The 20939-nt window shown below is 47.5% G+C and carries 17 protein-coding genes and 1 tRNA gene; 10 read left to right on the top strand and 8 right to left on the bottom strand.

Features of this window, described 5'->3' with window-relative positions; genetic code table 11:
* Positions 1 to 176: 176 nt before the first annotated feature.
* Both purD and ACN08W_RS01625 read left to right on the top strand, forming a co-directional pair.
* Positions 177 to 1460 carry a phosphoribosylamine--glycine ligase gene (purD, locus tag ACN08W_RS01620; protein ID WP_419106607.1) on the top strand — a complete coding sequence of 428 codons (1284 nt, stop codon included), beginning with the start codon at positions 177 to 179 and terminating at the stop codon, positions 1458 to 1460.
* A 78-nt stretch (positions 1461 to 1538) separates the two neighbouring features.
* Positions 1539 to 2471, top strand: a complete 933-nt coding sequence (locus ACN08W_RS01625) for a phosphoribosylaminoimidazolesuccinocarboxamide synthase (protein WP_419106606.1) — start codon at positions 1539 to 1541, stop codon at positions 2469 to 2471.
* Between the two features lie 109 nt (positions 2472 to 2580).
* Here the strand turns inward: ACN08W_RS01625 and ACN08W_RS01630 are convergent, their stop codons facing one another.
* Together ACN08W_RS01630 and ACN08W_RS01635 are read right to left on the bottom strand one after the other, a co-directional pair.
* Positions 2581 to 3339, bottom strand: coding sequence for a FadR/GntR family transcriptional regulator (locus ACN08W_RS01630; RefSeq protein ID WP_419102667.1), 759 nt, complete (start codon positions 3337 to 3339; stop codon positions 2581 to 2583).
* Positions 3340 to 3450: 111 nt separating this feature from the next.
* Complete coding sequence (locus ACN08W_RS01635) at positions 3451 to 5136, bottom strand: L-lactate permease (protein WP_419108625.1); 1686 nt, start codon at positions 5134 to 5136, stop codon at positions 3451 to 3453.
* Between the two features lie 487 nt (positions 5137 to 5623).
* On the opposite strand from ACN08W_RS01635, the gene ACN08W_RS01640 reads away from it, so the two are divergent.
* Genes ACN08W_RS01640 through ACN08W_RS01650 form a run of 3 tightly spaced genes read left to right on the top strand, consistent with a single transcriptional unit; the run spans position 5624 to position 8702 of the window.
* Positions 5624 to 6424, top strand: a complete 801-nt coding sequence (locus tag ACN08W_RS01640) for a (Fe-S)-binding protein (protein WP_419102665.1) — start codon at positions 5624 to 5626, stop codon at positions 6422 to 6424.
* Between the two features lie 2 nt (positions 6425 to 6426).
* Positions 6427 to 8061 (top strand): LutB/LldF family L-lactate oxidation iron-sulfur protein, encoded by a 1635-nt coding sequence (locus ACN08W_RS01645; protein WP_419108626.1) that lies wholly within the window; start codon positions 6427 to 6429, stop codon positions 8059 to 8061.
* Complete coding sequence (locus tag ACN08W_RS01650; RefSeq protein ID WP_419108627.1) at positions 8061 to 8702, top strand: LutC/YkgG family protein; 642 nt, start codon at positions 8061 to 8063, stop codon at positions 8700 to 8702. The genes ACN08W_RS01645 and ACN08W_RS01650 overlap by 1 nt, the downstream gene beginning before the upstream one ends.
* A gap of 89 nt (positions 8703 to 8791) precedes the next feature.
* On the opposite strand, the gene ACN08W_RS01655 is transcribed toward ACN08W_RS01650, so the two are convergent.
* Positions 8792 to 10180, bottom strand: coding sequence for a cation:proton antiporter (locus ACN08W_RS01655; protein WP_419102663.1), 1389 nt, complete (start codon positions 10178 to 10180; stop codon positions 8792 to 8794).
* Between the two features lie 231 nt (positions 10181 to 10411).
* Here ACN08W_RS01655 and ACN08W_RS01660 point away from each other — a divergent pair, with 231 nt between their 5' ends.
* A complete protein-coding gene (locus tag ACN08W_RS01660) occupies positions 10412 to 12559 on the top strand; it encodes an MMPL family transporter (RefSeq protein ID WP_419106605.1) in 2148 nt (715 codons plus the stop codon).
* 150 nt (positions 12560 to 12709) lie between these two features.
* Here ACN08W_RS01660 and ACN08W_RS01665 read toward each other — a convergent pair.
* From ACN08W_RS01665 to ACN08W_RS01675, 3 genes are all read right to left on the bottom strand, one after another.
* A tRNA-Pro gene (locus ACN08W_RS01665) sits at positions 12710 to 12783 on the bottom strand.
* 102 nt (positions 12784 to 12885) lie between these two features.
* On the bottom strand, positions 12886 to 13836 hold the full coding sequence (locus ACN08W_RS01670) for a metallophosphoesterase (RefSeq protein WP_419102661.1): 951 nt from the start codon (positions 13834 to 13836) through the stop codon (positions 12886 to 12888).
* 53 nt (positions 13837 to 13889) lie between these two features.
* Entirely contained in the window at positions 13890 to 16028 is a 2139-nt protein-coding gene (locus tag ACN08W_RS01675; protein ID WP_419102660.1) for a transglycosylase domain-containing protein, read from the bottom strand.
* Positions 16029 to 16236: 208 nt separating this feature from the next.
* On the opposite strand from ACN08W_RS01675, the gene ACN08W_RS01680 reads away from it, so the two are divergent.
* The 3 genes from ACN08W_RS01680 (at position 16237) to ACN08W_RS01690 (ending at position 17988) form a co-directional block, all read left to right on the top strand.
* Positions 16237 to 16440: a hypothetical protein gene (locus ACN08W_RS01680; RefSeq protein ID WP_419102659.1), complete on the top strand. Its 204-nt coding sequence runs from the start codon at positions 16237 to 16239 to the stop codon at positions 16438 to 16440.
* Between the two features lie 83 nt (positions 16441 to 16523).
* Positions 16524 to 17012 carry a RidA family protein gene (locus ACN08W_RS01685; RefSeq protein ID WP_419108628.1) on the top strand — a complete coding sequence of 163 codons (489 nt, stop codon included), beginning with the start codon at positions 16524 to 16526 and terminating at the stop codon, positions 17010 to 17012.
* Positions 17005 to 17988, top strand: coding sequence for an NUDIX hydrolase (locus ACN08W_RS01690; RefSeq protein ID WP_419106603.1), 984 nt, complete (start codon positions 17005 to 17007; stop codon positions 17986 to 17988). The genes ACN08W_RS01685 and ACN08W_RS01690 overlap by 8 nt, the downstream gene beginning before the upstream one ends.
* A 119-nt stretch (positions 17989 to 18107) precedes the next feature.
* On the opposite strand, the gene ACN08W_RS01695 is transcribed toward ACN08W_RS01690, so the two are convergent.
* Positions 18108 to 18785, bottom strand: coding sequence for a Crp/Fnr family transcriptional regulator (locus tag ACN08W_RS01695; RefSeq protein ID WP_419100979.1), 678 nt, complete (start codon positions 18783 to 18785; stop codon positions 18108 to 18110).
* 327 nt (positions 18786 to 19112) lie between these two features.
* Between ACN08W_RS01695 and ACN08W_RS01700 the strand changes: the two genes are divergently transcribed.
* Positions 19113 to 20369, top strand: a complete 1257-nt coding sequence (locus tag ACN08W_RS01700; RefSeq protein ID WP_419108629.1) for a MarP family serine protease — start codon at positions 19113 to 19115, stop codon at positions 20367 to 20369.
* 38 nt (positions 20370 to 20407) lie between these two features.
* Here the strand turns inward: ACN08W_RS01700 and aroQ are convergent, their stop codons facing one another.
* Positions 20408 to 20863, bottom strand: coding sequence for a type II 3-dehydroquinate dehydratase (aroQ, locus tag ACN08W_RS01705; protein ID WP_419108630.1), 456 nt, complete (start codon positions 20861 to 20863; stop codon positions 20408 to 20410).
* Between the last annotated feature and the right edge of the window lie 76 nt (positions 20864 to 20939).

The raw sequence follows: 20939 nt of genomic DNA on the forward strand, positions 1-20939 counted from the left end.
ATAACAGAAACGCCCACAAGATAGGAAAGACTAAAAGAATCATTATATGCTGAGTAAAGGCTGAGAAAAAAGTTTTCTGTTTTAATGTCAAGACATAAAACCTCAATACACTGTAATTCCAGAAAATTAGAGAGATTCTGAGACTAAACGATGAACTTTTCGCGTAGCCTTAGAGAATGAAGGTTTTGGTACTTGGCCCCGGCGGGCGTGAACATGCAATCATCCGCGCACTTCAAAAAGACCCACAAGTTACTCAGGTGCATAGCGCCCCTGGAAACGCTGGAATTGCGCAAGAAATCCCTACCTACCCAATTGATGCACAAAACCCCACAGAGGTTATTGCACTAGCACAACAACTCGATATCGACCTCGTCGTCATCGGGCCAGAAGCACCACTCGTTGCCGGCGTCGCAAATGCGCTACGCCAACAGAACATCCCCGTATTCGGGCCAGACCAAGAAGCCGCCGCCCTCGAAGGTTCAAAAGCTTTCGCTAAAGAAATCATGGCAGAGGCACAAGTCCCCACCGCGCTGGCAAAAATTGCGCACACCATGGACGAAGCCATCGAAGCAATAGACTCCTTCGGCGCCCCCTACGTCGTCAAAGATGATGGACTTGCTGCCGGAAAAGGCGTAGTGGTCACCTCACACCGCGAAGAAGCCCTCGCCCATGCACAAGCCTGTTTTAATGCTGGCTCACATATTGTCGTTGAAGAATACCTTGACGGACCTGAAGTCTCACTCTTCGTCATCTCTGACGGCGAACGATGCATCCCCCTAGAACCAGCACAAGACTTCAAACGTATCTTTGACCAAGACCGTGGCGCCAACACCGGCGGTATGGGCGCCTATAGCCCACTCCCATGGCTTCCCAAAAACTTTGTTCAGACCGTGATGGAACGTGTAGCACAACCAACAATCACCCACATGAAACATCGTGGAACACCTTTCGTCGGCGTGCTGTATTGCGGTTTAGTTATTACTTCTCGCGGTATTCGCGTCATCGAATTCAACGCCCGTTTTGGTGACCCTGAAACACAAGCTGTCCTTGCTCGGTTGAAAACACCGCTAGGGCAGCTTCTTTATTCAGCAGCATGTTCACGTCTTGACGAAGACACCACACTATCGTGGGACCCACGCTACGCCGTCGACGTCGTTATGGCAGCCGAAAACTACCCAGAAACACCCCGCAAAGGTGACATCATTAGGGGATTAGACGACCTTAAAGGCAAAGACGACAGCTACGTTATTCATGCGGGCACCACCCAAAAAGGTAAGGACATTTTGACCTCCGGAGGTCGAGTTCTTGCCGTCGTTGGGTTGGGCGATGACCTCAACCAAGCACGCGAACGAGCCTATGAAGGTGTTCAGCGTATTTCTTGGGAAGGTGCCCAATACCGTCAAGACATTGCACTAGCTGCCTCACAACAGCAGATTACCGTCCCAGAACAATACTCATAGTTATCGATATGCTCCTCACAACCTGATGAGCACACATATTTACCCCTACTTTGACTCGTTACAACCTATAGGAGCGTTATGAACTGGAAAGAGGAACACCTTGAGATTCCAGGGTGGAGACACGTATATGCTGGCAAAGTTCGAGACTTATATGTCCCAGCTGAAGGACACGATGAAGTTTTTGGGCTATCGATAAAAGACGACGCCGAACAGCGTGCTGGCTCTGTTCTTGTTGTTGCCTCCGACCGTGTGAGCGCTTTTGACCAGGTGATTCCCACAGTGATTCCCGATAAGGGAAAAATTCTGACGCAACTTTCTTTGTGGTGGTTTAACCAGCTCACCGAGGTACCTCACCACGTTCTTTCAACCGATGTACCTGAGGTGGTTGCTGGTCGAGCTATGATTTGTAAATCTCTCAATATGTTTCCGGTAGAGTGCATTGCCCGCGGGTATCTCACTGGTTCTGGCCTTAAAACGTATCAAGAGACAGGATCTATCGGCGACACGATGTTACCTGAAGGGCTCGTAGACGGTTCCGTTCTGAATCCTCCTATTTTTACCCCCACCGGTAAAGCCGAAATCGGCGAACACGATGAACTGATTACTCGTCAAGAATTACACGAAGAAATCGGTGCGCCCATGGCAGATCGACTCGAGGAACTGACCCTGTCAATATATTCTCGTGCAGAAGAAATCGCTCGAGATCGTGGAATTATCATTGCTGATACAAAGCTTGAATTTGGTTTAGATTCTTATCGGGGAGCTGTCACTCTCGGAGACGAAATACTCACCCCAGATTCCTCTCGCTTCTGGGATGCGGAAAAATATCAGCCAGGACAAAACCAACCTAGTTTTGACAAACAATTTATTCGAGACTGGCTTACCTCTGATGCTTCAGGATGGAACGGTCAAGGTGCTGTTCCGGCGTTACCTGAGGACATTGTCGAAAAAACTCGTGAACGTTACATCGAAGCATATGAGCGTCTCACACAAACAACATTTACCGTATAACGTTGAAGCTATACACTCAATCTAATATTGAGAAATAAAAAAACATATAGACGCTGGCTATCACCGAGGGAGATGATAGCCAGCGTCTATATGTTTTTATTCTGCTCATTTATGAGGGGAGTACCCCGTCACGGATTTTCTCGTGGTATTCACGATGTTTTTGAGCTTCATCGGAAAGCGCATAGAACCATGTAATATGTTCCGCTACGCTTTGCTGGGCTGTGTCTGGGTCTTGAGCAAGGATAGAATCATAAATTTTTCGATGCTGTCTCTGAAGCTCTTTTTTGACATTCTTCCAATCTTGCAAATATGGGACGGCTTCTTCGACGTACCCTACCGTTGCCAGATGAAGCGAATCAATAACAGTTTCTAGAGCAAGATTTTCACTGAGCGTAGAAATCTCATAGTGGAAACGGGTGTCGCAAAAATGAAAACGCTCATCACTAATATTTTCAAAATCCATCTCGTCAAGATAACTTTTGGCTCGCTGTAAGGCGTGTGAACGTTTGACAGTATCTTCTCCAACTGCTGCGATACGTGCCGCATGGCCTTCTAAAAGAATGCGTGTTGTGACCACATCTGAAACAGGAAGTGTTTTGGTTGCAATATGCATCCGGATCGCCCAGCTTAACGCATCAGAAGGCTCTGACACGACGATAGCTCCAGATTTTGGGCCTGAACCGGACTGTGAGCGGATAAGACCTACAGCACCAAGAACTTGTAAGCCTTCACGTACAGAAGCACGAGAAATACCGTATTGTTCGGCTAATGCTCGTTCTCCGGGGAGTCTATCTCCTACGCGTAGTTGGCCACGACGAAGTTTTGTTTCTACAGAGTCGATGAGAACGCTAAAGGTTCTTTCTTTCACAGTTCCTCTTTGGTACGGCGGAATGATATAAAACGGTGGCGGCACCTCAGCCGAAGTTGAGATACCGCCACCGTAAGTAACACCTTTAGGTGAGAAAACCTTGGGCGTATCTTAGTGGTGAATTTCAATCAGGAAGTGCAAAATGTTGGTTTGCAAGAAGACCAAAGTACAGACGGTCACCAACATGGCGATAGACCATGGGAGAACAGTCTTGAAGATTTCGGACTCTTTACCTTCCATATCCACAGAAGTTGCTGCAATAGCCAAAGACTGTGGGGAAATCATCTTGCCAACAACACCACCGGTGGTGTTTGCTGCCAACAAGAGCTCTGGGGTTACACCAGTAATACCCTGCTGTGCGAGGTTGTTCGCAGCAGCAACCTGTAGCTTGGAGAAGAGTGCGTTTGCGGAGGTGTCAGAACCAGTAACAGCAGTTCCAATCCAACCGAGCGAAGGCGCGAGGAATGCGTAGATTGGTCCAAGTCCTGCAACGAATGCACCCATTGCAACGGTCTGACCGGAGAAGTTCATAACGTACGCTAGCGCCAAAACAGCAACGATGGTCAATGCGGAGAAACGCATACGGTATGCGGTAACACCGATTTCTTTGACAACATCACCGAAGTTGAGAGCGTAACGGTTATTTTCGTTGAAGACCATGTACAAGACAGCAACGATAAGACCTGCAAAGAGCAAGAAGCTACCGGGGTTGTTCAACCATGCGAAGGAGTATGCGGACTTGACGTGTTCACCAGCTTCATTAACAAGGCGATCTTCAAGCAAAGGCATCTTGACGACGAGGTTGGTGCTCTTGAGCCAAGTAACAACGGGGGTCGCTAGGTTCGCAATACCGAAGACGAGAACAACAACGGCGTAAGGCATGAGTGCCATCCATACGCGCATACCGGTGAGTTCGGATTTTGCGTTTTCTTCTAGCGGAGGTAGTCCGTAGCGCTCGCGAACACCTGCGATGCCGCGAGGCTTCCATACACGCAAGAATGCAACTGCTACACCGAGGGAAACGATACATGCAACAACGTCGGTGAGCTGGTAGACGAAGTATGTTGCGGTGAGCCACTGTGCAACACCGAAGGAGAAGCCAATAACAACTGCAGGAACCCAAGCATCTTTAACGCCCTTAATGCCGTCAAGGATGAAGAGAAGGATAAGTGGGACGAAGAATGCGAGGAAGGGTGCTTGGTGACCAACGATTGCACCGATAACGGTTGCATCTTTGCCGCCTACTTCACCTGCGGTGGTGATGGGGATAGCTACAGCGCCGAATGCTACGGGAGCGGTGTTTGCAATAAGTACGGTGACAGCTGCTTTGAGCGGTTTAACACCTAGTGCAAGAATCATTGTTGCGGTAATAGCAACGGGAGCGCCGAAGCCTGCAAGTGCTTCGAGTAGGCCACCGAAGCAGAACGCGATGAGGATAGCCTGGATACGTAGGTCGCCTCCACCGATAGCGTCGAAGGTGCGACGGAGATCTTCGAAACGGCCAGAGAGGACGGTAATCTGGTAGAACCAGATTGCCATGAGGATAACCCAGACGATGGGGAATGCGCCGTAGAGTCCGCCACGAAGTGCTGACATTGCGGCGAGGTCGGCGGGCATGCCGAATCCGATAACTGCGACGATGATAGCAACGACGAGGGATGTCAGGCCGGCAATGTGTGCGCGGGCTTTAACACCGAGAAGCATGATGAAGAACGCGAGAAGCGGTAGACATGCTACGAGTGCTGAGAGTCCCAGGCTGCCACCGACTGCGTCGGTTTGTGCAAACCAAGTATTCATAGCTCTCCTTTAAGGAACTAAGAAAACCGCTAGTAAGCGGTTTGACGTGTGATGTAAAAATGTGTGGTCTGACCACTAGAATGTTATAACCCTACATGAGGCGTATCACCATTGCAAAACTATTGTGACCTCAACCCCTTTTCGTGTTTTTGAGGGTTTGTGTGTATTTATGTGGGAAGCGCCTGTGTCTTGCAAAAATAATGAGCTTTTACATCGGGAAAAGTGGGAAACTCCGCGAAAAACGCCCCAACACCCCGCAAAAATGCACCCTTTCATGTGGTGAGACATTGTTGGTGCAATGTGAAAAACATGCACAAAAGAGGTATTTAGTCATAAAAAAATGCGCTAATCAAAATGGTTCGAGGTACTAAAACTCGTGTTAAATGAAAGATAAGAATATACACGCGCTATCTCTTTCAAACTCAAGGGTTCTATTTTGGGTGCGAACCACGAATGAGTCCGTAGCGCACCATCTAAGGAGAAAGCTATGCGAATTGCACTATTCTCAACATGCCTCGTCGACGGCATGTACCCACGCACGGCGCAGGCTACCGTGGAAATCTTAGAACGTTTAGGGCACGAAGTTGTCTATCCCCAAGGGCAGACCTGCTGTTCACAAATGCACGTCAACTCCGGATATTTCGATGACGCATATCCAGTTGTTAAAGCACACGTCAACGCTTTCGACTCATGGGACTTCGACGTAGCAGTCGCCCCCTCCGGATCATGTGTTGCCTCCCTTGGGCACCAACAGCCCATGATTGCTCGCCGAGCAGGAGACGAAGAACTAGCTCAACGCGCAGAAACTATCGCTGCCCGCACCTTTGAACTATCCTCGCTACTTATCGACGTTCTCGGCATCACTAACGCTGCCGAACAACTCAACTCATACTTCCCAGAGCACGTCACCTACCACAACTCTTGCCACGGCATGCGCTTACTCAAACTCGGCACCCGTCAAGCCGACCTCTTACGCACCGTTGGTGGAATCGAATACACCGAAATTGAAGGACTCGACCAATGCTGCGGCTTCGGTGGAACCTTCTCGTTCAAAAATGCCGACACCTCAGGGGCTATGGTTTCTGACAAGGCAGACAATATCGAAAAAACTGGTGCAAGTATCTGCACCGGTGGCGACGTATCATGCCTAATGAACATCGGTGGTGCACTTAGCCGAAAAGGCTCACCTGTCAAAACCGTACACTTCGCCGAGATTCTTGCATCCACTAAAGAAAACCCGCTGAAAGTCTCTGGCCCCGTAGAACTAGCAGCCGCAGGAGGTAAATAATTATGACAGCAGTATCACTTGGAATGCCTCGTGTGTATCACGGTGAAGGAAACATCTTCGAGTTCGAAGAATTCCCAAAATACGCGGCAAAAGAACTTACCAACGAACAGCTTCGCGCAAACCTCGGATTTGCAACCCACAAAATCCGTAATAAACGTGCCGACGTCATCAACGAATTGCCAGACTGGCAAGACCTCCGCACCGCCGGATCCATGATTAAACAACGTGTTCTTGCAAACCTGCCAGAATACCTAGAAATGTTCGAAAAGAACTTCACCGCAGCCGGCGGACACGTTCACTGGGCACGCAACGCCAGCGAAGCAAACCAAATTGCTTATGACCTCATCAAAGCCGAAGGCGTAGACGAAATCATCAAGATTAAATCTATGGCAACTGCAGAGATGGGCCTCAATGAATTTCTTGAAGAAAAAGGCATCAACGCCATCGAAACTGACTTGGCAGAAGAAATCGTGCAGCTGGCAGAAGACCGCCCCTCACATATTCTTGTTCCAGCAATTCACTTCAACCGAACCCAAATTCGTGACATCTTCAAACGAAAAATTGAAGGCGTCAAAGTAGACCTCTCGGATAACCCCGCAGAACTGGCAGAAGCATCACGTATCCGCCTTCGCGACAAGTTCTTGAACACTAAAGTTGCAGTATCCGGCGCAAACTTCGGTATCGCCGATACCGGAACCCTCACTATCGTTGAATCTGAAGGTAACGGACGTATGTGCCTGACCCTTCCCGATACCCTCATCACCTTCATGGGTATCGAAAAAATTCTTCCCACCTTCAGCGACTACGAAGTGTTCTTACAGCTCTTGCCACGTTCCTCAACCGGTGAGCGCATGAACCCCTACACCTCCATGTGGACCGGTGTAACACCCGGTGACGGACCCCAAAACATGCACGTCATCCTCATCGATAACGGACGAACCGCCGTCCTCAACGATGAAGTAGGCCGTCAAGCACTACACTGCATCCGTTGCTCGGCATGTATGAACGTTTGCCCCGTTTACGAACGCGCAGGCGGACACGCATACGGCTCAACCTACCCCGGCCCTATCGGTGCAATCCTCTCACCACAGCTTGGTGGTATCGAGAACGAATACAACTCTTCACTACCGTTTGCATCTTCCCTCTGCGGAGCATGCTACGAAGCCTGCCCCGTCAAGATTAACATTCCTGACGTACTCGTTCACCTACGCGGTAAAGCCGTCGACTTCGAAAAAGCACAAGGTGATTTCAAGGGTGGCAAGAAGCATCTTCACCCACAGATGGACGCTATGATGTTTGGCGCTAAAGTACTCTTTAGCTCCGGCAAATTGATGTCTTTGGCTGAAAAGGGTCTGCCCATGTCCCGTATTATCACCGGACGAGACCACAAGATTTCTAAACTTCCCGGTCTTGTCGGCGGATGGACAAAATACCGTGACATCCCAGAGCCTCCCAAACAATCCTTCCGCAACTGGTGGAAGAAAGAACGCGGCGCTGCTGCTGAACGTGTGGGCGGAGAACGCGTAGACATTCAAGCGCTCATAGAGGCTAACCGTGGCAAGGTCGAAGAAGTAAAAGCTAATGCGCGAGCAGCAGGCGAAGCTCAGGCTGCGCGCCACGCAAAGGAGAGCGAATAATGAGCACCGCTAAAGAAGATATCCTCGCCCGTATTCGTGCCTCACTTTCTGATAACCCCCAGCCAGCTGAGCCAATCCGCAACTATCGTCGAGTCAGTGAACTGAGCAAAGAAGACACCATCGAAATACTCGTTGACCGTCTCATCGACTATAAAGCGAATGTTTACCACGAAACAGAAGAGAGCATCGTTGACCGTATCGACCAGCTTCTAGAAAAAGCTTCCCGTTACGTGGTGCCTACCGGTATCAACACGAACTGGCTTCCCGAAGATACCGCCACTCGTTCTCGTGTCTTCGACGCTGGTAACATTCAAAAAGCGGGGACGCTCTCGCTCAAAGAGCTTGACCGTATCGACGCAGTGGTGACTAACTCTACTGTTTCATGTGCAGAAACAGGAACCATCTTCTTGAACACGAATCCTGATGAAGGACGACGAGCTATTACACTCGTTCCCGACCACCATATTTGTGTTGTTAAAGAGGACACCATCGTAGAACTCATTCCAGAAGCTATCGCACGAGTCTCTTATAAACGTCCTATTACGATGATTTCTGGACCTTCAGCAACCTCAGATATTGAGTTGATTCGTGTTGAGGGTGTGCACGGTCCACGAACTCTGGACGTTATTATCCTCAAATAATTGAGGTGAAATACTAACTCATTAAACGTATTGGGTGGTTCTCCACAATCTTGTGGGGAACCACCCAATACGTTTAATCCCAAAAAAGCTTAGGACTCTACAGGTTTCTTCGTCGGATCAATACCACGACCATCAGGCCCCTGAGAAATTACCGGCAACGAACTGGTCGATAATTGTGAAGACTGATGACGTTGACGCTTCTTTTCGGTAATTTTATCTTTTGTTGTTTTCTCTTCGATAACAGCGTCTTTATCACGGAAAATTGCGTCTAGACCAGAGGCCAAGAGCGGGAAAATGAGAATCGTCAAAGCTCCACCGCCGACTAATAGTGAAGCCGCTGATTCTGTGATGAGCTCATGAGAAAGTGCCACTTCAGTTACCGCAACAATCATGGGCAAACCAGCGGCAGCATATAAACCAAGTTGAACCTTCTCATTGAGCGTTTGTAGCCCCGAACCGGTGTCGAAGAATCGTTCAGCAAGGAACACCGGTAGGCCACGAAGAATAAGTAACGCCAACACAAAGAGGATTAGAGCTACCGGAGATTTCGCGATGCTCTTAAGATCAATTCCCATGCCAGAGCAAATGAAGAAGAGCGGAATTAAGAAGCTGAAGCCGAGAACATCGAGACGTTCAGAAAAGGGCTCAAATGCGTACTCTGGGGTGAGCGAGCGCAAAATAATACCGGCAGCGAAGGCGCCTAAGACAACGTCAAGGTTAAAGACCGCTGCAAACATCATGAGAGTTGAAAGAATCAACATTGCAAGACGTAGCATTGTCTGGGTTGTTTGGTTTGCTCCGGCAGCCATGGTGCGCCCTAGCCCAGGGATATGGGCAAAAGCACGGCGAGGTAGAATCGCTGTAATAAGAGCAATGAGTAAGAACCCAAGAAGAATGAGGACAGCGAAACCTTTAGAATGAGTCGATAACAAAATTGACATCGCAAAAACTGGCATGACTTCACCTAATGCGCCGTGCACCATAATAGCGTCGCCGAGTTTTGTACCAGTTTTCCCGTTGGCTCGGACCATGGGCAAAATCGTGCCAAGAGCGGTAGAACTCATGGCAATTGCAAACACCGCAATATGGTCGAGTCCGTTGCGGAACTCAGAGAAAAAGTTTGCAGATGCTAAGAGCGCAAGAGTAAAACACACCGCCCAAGTGCCTAAAGCAAAGCCTCCTTGACGAGAGTGCATGGCTTTTGTATTGACTTCATAACCTGCGATGAGGAACAGGATTCCGAGCCCAAGTTCTTTGATGAGTTCAACACCGTTATCGGTGTCTGCCAGATGCAAAACGTTAGGTCCGATGATTGCTCCGAGCAAAAGGAGAATCACGACGTCAGGAATTTTCTTCTTGGTTAGAGCAGAAAGAAGAGGAGACAGCATTGCCACAAGTGCAATCCAAAAAATGGAGATGTATGCATTTGCCGTTTCACTGCTGGCATTGGCAATAATCAGGTGTTCAACTGAACCCATACGCGCTATTCCTTAGCAAATAAAATGTGTACATGACTTTTCTTTATAAGTCTGACATAGTGAGAATCTAAAGGTGGGAATGATGTTGATGAAAGGATAGTCTGTAAGGAACCCCACGAAATATAGAGATGCATCATAATATGCTACACGCTGCTATTTCTCATGTGTTTCTCAGGTGAGTATATTAAAATTTTTACATAGATATTTTGTCCTCTGTTTAAGATTGAGTGTATGTCCCCTAAACATTTTTCTTCGGCTCAAGCAACCACTCCATGGTGGAAACTAGTGCTCACAGGAACGCTAGTAGTCTTCTGGGCGGCCCTGACAATTATTGGAGGTTCGCTTTTTGGAAAAATCTCTGATCTTGCCATCAACGCACCTCAACCGATACTCGCGTCATCGGTCGAATCATCACGTGTTGCTCAAGAGAAGAACGAATTTTATGCTCAGGACTACACCTCCGCAGTTATTGTTTTTTCCTCAGACCAGCCATTTCAAAATATTGACTATGCCTATCTAGAAGGAATACCTCAATATCTACGCGACCAAGGGCTAGATATCAAAAATGTGCGCTCTTTGGAATATTCAAAAGACCAAGAATCCGCAAAAATTACTATTCCAATCGCAAAAGATCAAAACCTCCGAAAAAGTATCCATAAGATACAAGGAGCTATTGCGAACCCACCCGGAAATATCCAAGGGTATGTTACTGGACCGGCCGCCTTTACCGTAGACCTCTCTGACTCCTTAGAGTCCATGAATATTACTTTCATGATGTACGCGGTCGCCGTCGTACTCATCTTATTAGCTGTTATTTTCCGCTCATTCTTAGTGTCTTTAATGGTGATGATTAGCACCGTAGCAGCCCTTTGTGCTTCTTTGCTAACGCTATGGATTCTTGCTGAACACGGAGTCATCTATATCCAAGCACCCACCCAAGGCACTCTACTAGTTCTCGTCTTTACCGCCTCCATGACGTACTCACTCCTTTATGTGTGGCGGTATCGTGAAGAGCTCAAACAGCATCGTTCATTATCGCGCGCTGCACAGCATGCGTTCTCTCGTACATGGCGACCTATCCTCATCTCTGGGGGCACATCTGCTATTGCGTTGTTATGCCTCGCGTTCTCCCAAATACAAGCAACAAAAGCTCTCGGCATTACGGGCAGTATCGGTATGCTCTTTGCGACGCTTGCCTCATTGAGCTTTCTTCAAGCGATACTTGCTTTACTCACCCGATTCTCACTCTTACCCGCAAGAACACCACAACGTCCAGAACTTATGGGTAGAGCCCAAAGCCTACGAGAAAAACTTATCCAACAGGTACACCACAAACCTCGTAAAACATGGTTGGCAGTTGCTCTACCTGTCCTCATTCTTTCAACCTTAGCCATTAGCTTCCCTTCGATGGGAACCGCCGAGAACCAGAAAGTTACGGGAACCTCGCAAGCGCGTATTGGGCAAGAAATCTATCAAAACCATTTTGATGCGCCCATGATACCGTTGGCTCAAGTTATCGTCTCCGAAAAAGACCTCAAAAAAACTGTAGAAACTCTCACAACTGTCCAAGGGGTAGAGCGTGTTACTTCTCCCTCTCGCACCTCAGCAACAGGGCAGATTGTCTTAGCAGAAGACGGAAAAGTCAAAGAACATATCTCTTCAGAGCAAACACCTTACGTCTCGCATAAGAAGGTTTTCCTCAACGTCTACCTACAGTATTTTTCGGGTACGCCAGAGGCCTTCACGAGCGTCAAAGAAATACGTCAAAAACTCCGTAACAATATCGACAGTACCGCAATGGTCGGCGGAGAAATCGCCAAAGAACTTGACGTAAAAATGAGTGCACAACAAGATAAACAGATCATCATTCCACTCATGCTCGCCGTCATGTTCCTTGTGCTTTTTATCAGCTTGAGAGCCATTATTCCTGCTCTATTGATGATTGTTATTACTGCAGTGTCTTATGCAGCGAGCCTAGGACTATCTTCACCACTGTGCCAGTTTCTATGGTCAGGAGCTGGAGCTGACCCCAACGTGAGCCTTTATGGGTTCATTGTGATGATGGTTCTTTCTCTCAGTTATAGTGTTTTCTTCTTCACCCGAGTTCAAGAGGAAAACGCTCACCACGGTTGGGACGAAGGTACCCGAAACGCACTAAGAATGATGATTCCCGTCTTGCTTTCAAGCGGTGCGATACTTCTTTCCGTATTCATCTATCTTCTTGCTATTTCGCTAACGTTCTTAGCCCAGCTAGCGTGTATTCTCACCTGCGCAGTAATCCTTCAAGTGCTTTTAATTCATATGGTGTTGCTTCCAGCTAGCTACGTTGAGTTAGGGGAGAAGCTATGGTGGCCCGCAAAAACCCTAGATGTGGAATAATGCAGCGCTGAAACTCCAATAAATACCCTAAAACCCAAAAAATGCTATGGGGGATATGTTTTAGGCTCTCAGAAGAATCTGAGAGCCTAAAACATATATTGACCGTATATCATCACCATAAAGATTATTAAATCTTAGTGAATCACAAAGTCGGGATGACAGGATTTGAACCTGCGACCTCGTCGTCCCGAACGACGCGCGCTACCAAGCTGCGCCACATCCCGATTGCTCTTAGGTATAGCCCCTAAGCAACTGTTCAATGATAGCTGATAGAAGATACCAGAGCAACAAGAGACAACATGAATAACCTTGCCATAGTTATACAGCTATGAACGGGCCGTGAGTGTCACAAGAACCGCCTCAGGGGGGCAAAAAAGCCGAACCGGAGCAAAACGAGAAGTTCCAAGACCAGCCGAAACATGAACCGGAACATCATCTTCTAGGCTCACACCTTTAGCCCGAGACGGCGGTAAATCACAATTTGACACAAGAGCATGCCCTCCTGGAAGACAAATCTGCCCACCATGGGTATGTCCCGCAAAAATGGCTTGAGCCCCATCCTCAACAAATCTCTTAAGCGTCCGTAAATACGGTGCATGGCATACCCCCAAACGTACGGAGGGAGAATCATCAGAAGAAAAAGCACTAGGGGAGAAACCCGGGTGCTCATCATAACCAATATGAGGGTCGTCTACGCCCGAAAACTCTAGACGTAGCTTCTCAAAGTTCATCACATCAAAACGATTGATGAGACCAACCCAGCCACGGCGTTCAAAAGCCTCATGCATCTGCTCTGTCGGAAGTTTAACGCGAGCATCATCAATGCCTTCATCTGCGGTGCTTTGCTTCCACAAATAGCGTGCAGGGTTTTTCATTATCGGCGCATAATAGCAATTAGAGCCGGGTACAAACACACCTGGAAAATCAAAAAGAGGATCAAGAGCTTCTAAAAGACTGGGCAACCCTTCAAGATGAGAAAGATTATCTCCGGTGTTAATAACTAAATCAGGTTTTAACTCGGCCAAAGAATGCATGAAACGAATTTTTTTCTGTTGGCCCGGAATCATGTGCATATCTGATATATGCAAAATCTTAAAATCTTGAGCGCCTTCAGGTAAGACAGGGAGCTGTTCATGACGAATCGTAAAATGGTTAAGCTCATAAAAGTGGGCATAAGCCACTGTGGCGGCCCCTGCCAACGCTCCAGCAGCCGTTACTCGTGCAAGAGAACGGGCTACAGAACGGGAAGAAACCGCCACGGTGTTGGTAGTTACCATCAAACAGGAAACTCCTTAAACGTTTTATCCGTAAGAAACAATAGCAAGCACATTTACTGCTGAGTTCCTAACATCTCATTGGGAGGAAGCGGGAACTTATCAGTGTTATAGTTCTTAGCTTGCTCCTTCATAAAGGTCTGCCACTGAGCACCAGCATATGTTGCACCATCGACATACTTCAGACGCTTACCGTTAATGGAGAGCCCGTTGAGAGAGCGAGAACCACTATTCAAAGAACCAACCCATGAAGCAGTAGAAAGGCCACGCGTGTAACCAATCATCCATGTCTGACGAGAATAGTCTGTTGTACCAGTTTTCGCTGCCGAAGCATCTGGCAAACCAATACCACGCTGATAACCAGAGCCACTGACCAAAACCTGCTTGAGAACATAGCTCACGCCATTAGCTACTTCTTTACTAATAGCTTGATGACACTTCTTATCGTAGGTTTTAATCTTTTCGCCAGAACGATCCTTAACAGTGCTAATCGCGCGGGGAGCACAATAGACACCATCATTTGCGAAGGTGGCGTAAGCTGAGGCCATCGTCAAAGGAGAAACCTGAGATGAACCACCAATCAAAGAAGCCAAGAAGCGAGGGTTGAAAGCGACCTCTCCACCGCTCTTGCCTACTTTAGGGGTTAAGATTTTAAGAGATTTAGCCATCTCCTGAACACCGCAGAGGTCTTCTTTAGACGCCATGCTGTACAAGAAGGAGTTAATGGAGTTCTTGATACCAAAAGCAATAGTGCCCCAGCGTTGGAAGCCTTCTTCTGCGTTAGCAAAGCTAAAACCATCTGGTGTATCTGCATAGTGGAAGACTCCACCTTCAAGGCATGAAGCACGCCAAGGGAAAGAATTCGGATAATTCAACGCTGTACCGTCAATGGTTGCGTTAATACCTTTTCCTTCTTTGAGCCATTCAGCAAGAACAACCGGTTTGAACGTTGAACCGGGCTGGAACCCAGGAGTTCCACCATCTTGATAATCAACGTTGTAGTTATACAGCGAAGCTGAGAAGTCATCGGCTGTGCCGTACCGAGAGTTCTGAGCCATCGCAACCACATTGCCGTTAGAAGGCTCTACCGATACTAAAGCAGCATTAACATCATCGAAGTTATTGGTAGATGGCTGAGTCTGTTCGACTGCTGCTTTGGCGTCCTTCTGTGCGCTTACGCTCATGGTAGAGATAATGGTGTAACCGGCGCGGTAGAGGTTCTTCTGACGATCTTCAGGGGTAGCACCATACGCTTCATCCTGATAAATCTTTGCGGTGACGTAATCACAGAAGAATGCTGCATCTCCTGCAGTAATACAGCCTGTTTTAGATGTGTGAATATCAAGATCAAGTTCAGAACTGACCGCAAGATTGAACTGGTCTTCAGTAATTTTTTTATCTCGCAACATCGTACCTAAGACGGTATTACGACGCTCTTTAGCGAGTTCAGGGTTTACATCGGGACGGTAGAGGTTTGGAGACTGCACCATACCAGCGAGAAGTGCTGACTGCTGCAAGTTAAGGTCTTTAGCCTTAATACCCCAGTAGTAGTAAGCAGCTGCCTCAACACCGTAGTTCGTGCCACCGAGGTTCACAATGTTCAAATATCCGTCAAGGATTTCGTCCTTAGACTTATTCTGCTCCATAGAGATTGCAAGCTTAATCTCTTTAATTTTATCAATATAGCCCTTATTCGAGCCTAAGGTACTTGCCTCTTCACCGCGGTACTCTGCCTGCTCAATGAGAAGGTTATTGACATACTGCTGGGTAAGAGTCGACGCACCCTGACGGTTATTTGGGCGAATCAAGTTATTGATAAAAGCACGAGCCATACCTAGAGGCGAAACTGCACCATGCTCATAGAAATCGCGATCTTCAACTGAGACAATCGCATCTTTCATATACTTTGAAATCTGATCTAGCGGAACATCACGACGACGCTGCGACTCAAAGCTAGCAAGTTTCGTCTTACCGTCAGAAGCGTAGAGAGTTGACGCCTTAAAACGGGATCCCTCAGAGAGATCGTCAGGAAGACCTTTAAACCAAGAAATAGAAGATGTTGCAGCAATACCCATACCAACGGTAGGGGGAATGAGGATACCTGCTGCGACAAAACCAGCGATAACACTCAGCGCAATAAACTGAATAAAATCGCTCGGAGTACGTTTTTTCCGAACATTCTTCGATGAAGCCATTCCCACAGTCTACAAGCAGAACCTGAAAAATAGGTGTCTAGATGGGCACATAACGATAAAGATTTTAGGTTTGCCAGCATTATATTTCACACATTTAGAGCCTCAAAGCTCAACAGAACACTACGAAAAACACGGTTATCTACAGTAATTTGTGCTTCTCTGAGCATAAAACTTTTCAATTAGGCTCATAACTATTAGGCTGGGGGCTATGGATAAATGGGAATACGCTACAGTACCCCTGATGATTCACGCTACCAAGCAGATCCTCGATAGTTGGGGACAAGACGGTTGGGAACTGGTAACAGTCCTTCCCTCAACCGCACCTGCTGGAGCTGCACCTCAGGGAAATATGGTTGCTCCAACAGCGGGCAACCCCATCGCATACTTCAAACGTAAAGTTGCGTCATCATAAAAAATAGTTAACATAGACCGGATTCATAACCTTCAGGGTATGAAGCCGGTCTTTGTTCAGCTAAAAACAGAGAAGGACGCCCGATGAGCGAAAAAATTTCTATTGAATCTCGTATCGAACAGCTAGGTTACACCCTGCCCACCACACCTCAACCGGTTGCAGCCTATGTTCCCGCTGTTATGAGCGGCAATTACGTATACACTTCTGGGCAATTGCCCTTTGTTAACGGTGAGCTTTTACACCGTGGGAAGCTTTCTTCCCACAACACTGGCGAAGGACACCTCACCCTAGAACAAGCTCAAGAATGTGCACGTATCGCTGCTTTGAACGCATTGTCTGCTGTCCACTCTGTTCTAGGGGACCTCAACCGCATCAAACGTATCGTTAAAGTTGTCGGTTTTGTTGCCTCCGCCCCAGAATTTACCCAGCAACCTCAAGTTATTAACGGAGCTTCTGAGCTACTGCACGACATCTTAGGCGAACAAGGGGTTCATGCACGCTCTGCTGTGGGCGTTGCTGTCTTACCACTTGATGCACCCGTGGAAGTTGAACTCATCGTAGAATATGTCTAATCAAACACTGTATACAGGGGCGCTAAAAGTCGTTCGTGAACGTACCACCGAGACCCCCAATATCTCTCGATCTCCTGAGAGGCTTTTTAAACTCCCTGACGAATACGCATCAGCAGCTCAGGCATGGTTAGACGACCGTCAACATACCCCATGCCAACCTAAAACTGCTGCTTCTGTGGTCTTTGTCCGAGATGGAAAAGAAGGCCTTGAAACAATTCTGACACTTCGCTCAGAACACTCTCCATTAGGTGATTTAGCATTCCCTGGAGGGCTATGTATCCCTAGTGATCAAGATCCTCTTGCCTGGATTGGACCAGACATCAAAACGTGGTCTACCGCTTTCAAACAAGAAGACCCTGTAGCGACCCAAGCTGCAGTTGTTGGTGCGATTAGAGAATCTTTTGAAGAAACAGGAATGCTTCTCGCCGGACGCGATGAACTAAGTACTGTTGAGACATCCTCTGAAGCACTAGATTTGATGTCTGCGCGTGAAGCTATCTCTCAATGCGACCAAAGTTTTGCTGATTACCTCACAAAACGAGGCCTGACCTTAAGAACAGACCTCTTGCGTCCGATCGCACGTTGGCAGTCCCCAGATTTTCGTCATAAACGCTATGACACCCATTATTTTGCTAGCGTTGCACCGGTTGGACAACACCCCAAACTTCTTGCCTCAAAAGGGCTATGGGGTGACTGGGTGAACGTACGTGAGCTTCTTGAACACCAAGAAACGACAGTATTGGGCGATACTATCGGACATGAACGCACTCGAGGAAAAACTCTACAACAGCTCATTGTTCCAGCCACGCTGTGTATTCTCGAAGATCTTGCAGCAGTTAATACCTCAGTAGCGTACCTTGCAAAAAAACGGGAGGTACTTCCTAAAAAAGCTGAAGTGGTCGAACAAGACGGAGAATATTTCCTCAAATATACGCTGCCTCAAAAACCAAAGAACAGACAAAAATGCTCTTTGTAGGCAACTAGAGGAAACTGAGTTTTAAACCTCTAAGCTAGATTCTAAAAATATGGGGTGGTAGAGAAAAATTTTTCTCTACCACCCCATAAACGTATCCTCAAAAAATATTTAGAATCTTTTTAGCGGGAACGATTACGTAGACGCTGAAGATCCAAGATAACAACAGCGCGAGCCTCAAGGCGAATCCAACCGCGAGAGACGAACTCCGCAAGAGCCTTATTGACGGTTTCGCGAGATGCGCCAACAAGCTGAGCCAATTCTTCCTGAGTCAGCTCGTGAGCAACCAGAATACCGTCGGTTGCAGGGCGACCGAAACGGTCAGCCAAATCAAGTAGAGCCTTTGCTACACGACCGGGAACGTCAGAGAAGACAAGATCAGCAAGGTTTTCGTTGGTGCGGCGTAAACGACGAGCCAACGCCTGAAGAACCTGCACCGAAATCTGAGGTGATTTTTCCATGGCCTTACGCAAAGATTCATGCTTGACCCCAGCAAGGCGAGTTTCAGAGACAGCGGTTGCGCTGGTGGAACGTGGCGAAGGATCAAAGAGTGCCATCTCACCGAAAATTTCACCAGGACCCATAATTGCTACAAGATTTTCGCGACCATCTGTAGCGGTACGTCCAAGTTTAATCTTTCCGGAAATGATGAAGTATAGCTGATCGCCCTGATCACCCTCGTAGAACAGGGTGGCTCCGCGGGAGAGATCAACTTCAGTGATGTCTTCAGTGAGTGCTGCAAAAGCTTGGTCGTCGAGTGAGGCAAATAAAGGTGCCCGACGTAGAACCTCGATATCCATTTTTCTCCTCAAGAATTGAGATAATTTTTTTACAAGCCACCCATTCTTAGGGTTTGCCGACTGACAAGTATAACGCTCGAACCACTCAGTGCCATAAAATGGTGTGACATAATCAATAATGAGACTACCGTAAAAACTCTCAATGTACAGCTCAAACCCACCAAGAGATTTCTTAATAGATACTAAAAGATACTCAATAAAACGGTAAAAATAGAGTGAAACACATCCGTATCGCCAGATATCCAGTACCGTTAAAACCTCAACAATAATGAGTGAGTATTTCAAGCGAATACCTATAAAACCACGTCTGACAAGGTGCGTTATATTATGGATTTGACGATTCTAGATATCGGTCTGCTAGGGCTGCTGCTGTTGAGTATGATTTCAGGTGCACGACGTGGATTCATCGGCATCCTCATCAACCTTATTGCAACATTTATCGCATTACTGTGTGCCTTTGCTTTCGGATTCCCATGGATACGTCAAAATCTGCCTCAACAACTGCACGAACTAGGATATATTCTCGCGCTGATACTCTTCCTCCTCGCCGGAAAACTCATCGGTTCTATACTGACAACACTCCTAAGAACACTCTTTGGGCTGAGCGTTCTACGCCCTATCAACAGAATTCTCGGGGCAATAGGCAACGCCGTTGTCTACCTATTCCTCCTTTTGACTGTTGTTCTCATGATGCTCCCGCTTGGCATTCCCAGCATCACACAGAACATGAATAACTCAAAAGTCATCACATATTTATTGGAACACACACCAGAACCGGTCAAAGAAAGTATTTACACCCTACAAGACCGATTCACCCGCACCTTATACAAAACCACCGGCATAGACAACTCTGAGACAGCGCAAGGCTCTACCCCAAACATGCCAGAAATCTTGGGGCAAGCCCTTCCGGGGTTACTTCCAACAGCAATACCCACAGAACCTCCCACCACTGAACAGCTGAGTGAAACGATCCAAGACGCAGGAATCTCTGTCGTAAAAATTCATGGATATTCCCCTCGCTGTGGGTACACCTCAGAAGGTAGCGGATTCGTCTCATCCAACGGGTACGTTCTCACCAACGCACACGTTGTACAAGGAGCAGGACAAATTCTGCTCGAAAAACGAGACGGATACAGCGTGAGCGGAACACCTATTTACTACAACCACGAAGAAGACATCGCCGTTCTCTACGCGCCAGCACTCAACCTTAGGGGAATCCCCCTCGGGGAAAATGCAACACCTGGAACGGCTCTTGCCGTCTTAGGCTATCCCGGCGGTGGGCCTTACACGATAACTCCAGCAAGTGTGAGAGCACTTGGAAATATCCAAAATATCGAAGCAGAAACTCAAGAACTATCTCGTGTGAAGTACCTCTATCAAATCAATGCAGATATTGTTCGCGGTAACTCTGGAGGTCCCCTCATCGCTGAGAATGGAGAAGCTGTGGGGATGGTCTTTGCTCGTTCTGTCGCCGGAGACAAAATAGGCTACGCAATTCCAGCCACAACCATCAAAGAGGCCTTAGCAAATATTCCTGAAACGCCTCAAGCTGTACTGACCGGCACATGCCGAGTACACCACTAAGATAAGGGGCACACCACAAGCATCTGAAACCTAATATTTTATGATGCGGTATCTTCACCTAAATGATGTGCAAGAAAATCTAAGGCAAGCAGATACCCATAAGCACCAGCTCCAGCAAAAACAGCTGTTGCCTGAAGTGATACAAAAGAATGATGCCGAAATTGTTCACGACGATGAATATTCGATAGATGGACTTCTACCACCGGAATATCCACAGCCTCAAGCGCATCATGTAAAGCGACCGACGTATGAGTATACGCCGCGGGATTAATAATGATTCCAGCAGCCTCAGCGCGTGCACGTTGCACCTGATCTACTAAAACACCTTCATGATTCGTCTGTAAAAACTCAAGTGCAAAGCCATATTCTTGTGCACGTTGCCGCAGAGAGAGTTCAACGTCTTTCAACGTGCTCGTCCCATAGACCTCCGGTTTACGCTGTCCTAAAAGATTAAGATTAGGGCCGTTGAGAACAAAAATACGTTGCTGAGTCATAACACCATTCTACGAGAGCAACTGGAGAATCAGAACAATACTTCTAAAACTATAGGTTGAGGTGATTTACCTCGTA

Origin of the sequence: Rothia sp. CCM 9419 (assembly GCF_048512815.1) — a bacterium.
Classification (GTDB): Bacteria; Actinomycetota; Actinomycetes; order Actinomycetales; family Micrococcaceae; genus Rothia.

Coding starts and splice junctions, on each gene's coding strand:
- ACN08W_RS01690 (WP_419106603.1), top strand. CDS start 17,005: ATGTCTAATCAAACACTGTATACAGGGGCGCTAAAAGTCGTTCGTGAA.
- ACN08W_RS01700 (WP_419108629.1), top strand. CDS start 19,113: ATGGATTTGACGATTCTAGATATCGGTCTGCTAGGGCTGCTGCTGTTG.
- ACN08W_RS01650 (WP_419108627.1), top strand. CDS start 8,061: ATGAGCACCGCTAAAGAAGATATCCTCGCCCGTATTCGTGCCTCACTT.
- ACN08W_RS01685 (WP_419108628.1), top strand. CDS start 16,524: ATGAGCGAAAAAATTTCTATTGAATCTCGTATCGAACAGCTAGGTTAC.
- ACN08W_RS01625 (WP_419106606.1), top strand. CDS start 1,539: ATGAACTGGAAAGAGGAACACCTTGAGATTCCAGGGTGGAGACACGTA.
- ACN08W_RS01675 (WP_419102660.1), bottom strand. CDS start 16,028: ATGGCTTCATCGAAGAATGTTCGGAAAAAACGTACTCCGAGCGATTTT.
- ACN08W_RS01680 (WP_419102659.1), top strand. CDS start 16,237: ATGGATAAATGGGAATACGCTACAGTACCCCTGATGATTCACGCTACC.
- ACN08W_RS01695 (WP_419100979.1), bottom strand. CDS start 18,785: ATGGATATCGAGGTTCTACGTCGGGCACCTTTATTTGCCTCACTCGAC.
- ACN08W_RS01645 (WP_419108626.1), top strand. CDS start 6,427: ATGACAGCAGTATCACTTGGAATGCCTCGTGTGTATCACGGTGAAGGA.
- ACN08W_RS01640 (WP_419102665.1), top strand. CDS start 5,624: ATGCGAATTGCACTATTCTCAACATGCCTCGTCGACGGCATGTACCCA.
- purD (WP_419106607.1), top strand. CDS start 177: ATGAAGGTTTTGGTACTTGGCCCCGGCGGGCGTGAACATGCAATCATC.
- ACN08W_RS01655 (WP_419102663.1), bottom strand. CDS start 10,180: ATGGGTTCAGTTGAACACCTGATTATTGCCAATGCCAGCAGTGAAACG.
- ACN08W_RS01635 (WP_419108625.1), bottom strand. CDS start 5,136: ATGAATACTTGGTTTGCACAAACCGACGCAGTCGGTGGCAGCCTGGGA.
- ACN08W_RS01660 (WP_419106605.1), top strand. CDS start 10,412: ATGTCCCCTAAACATTTTTCTTCGGCTCAAGCAACCACTCCATGGTGG.
- aroQ (WP_419108630.1), bottom strand. CDS start 20,863: ATGACTCAGCAACGTATTTTTGTTCTCAACGGCCCTAATCTTAATCTT.
- ACN08W_RS01670 (WP_419102661.1), bottom strand. CDS start 13,836: ATGGTAACTACCAACACCGTGGCGGTTTCTTCCCGTTCTGTAGCCCGT.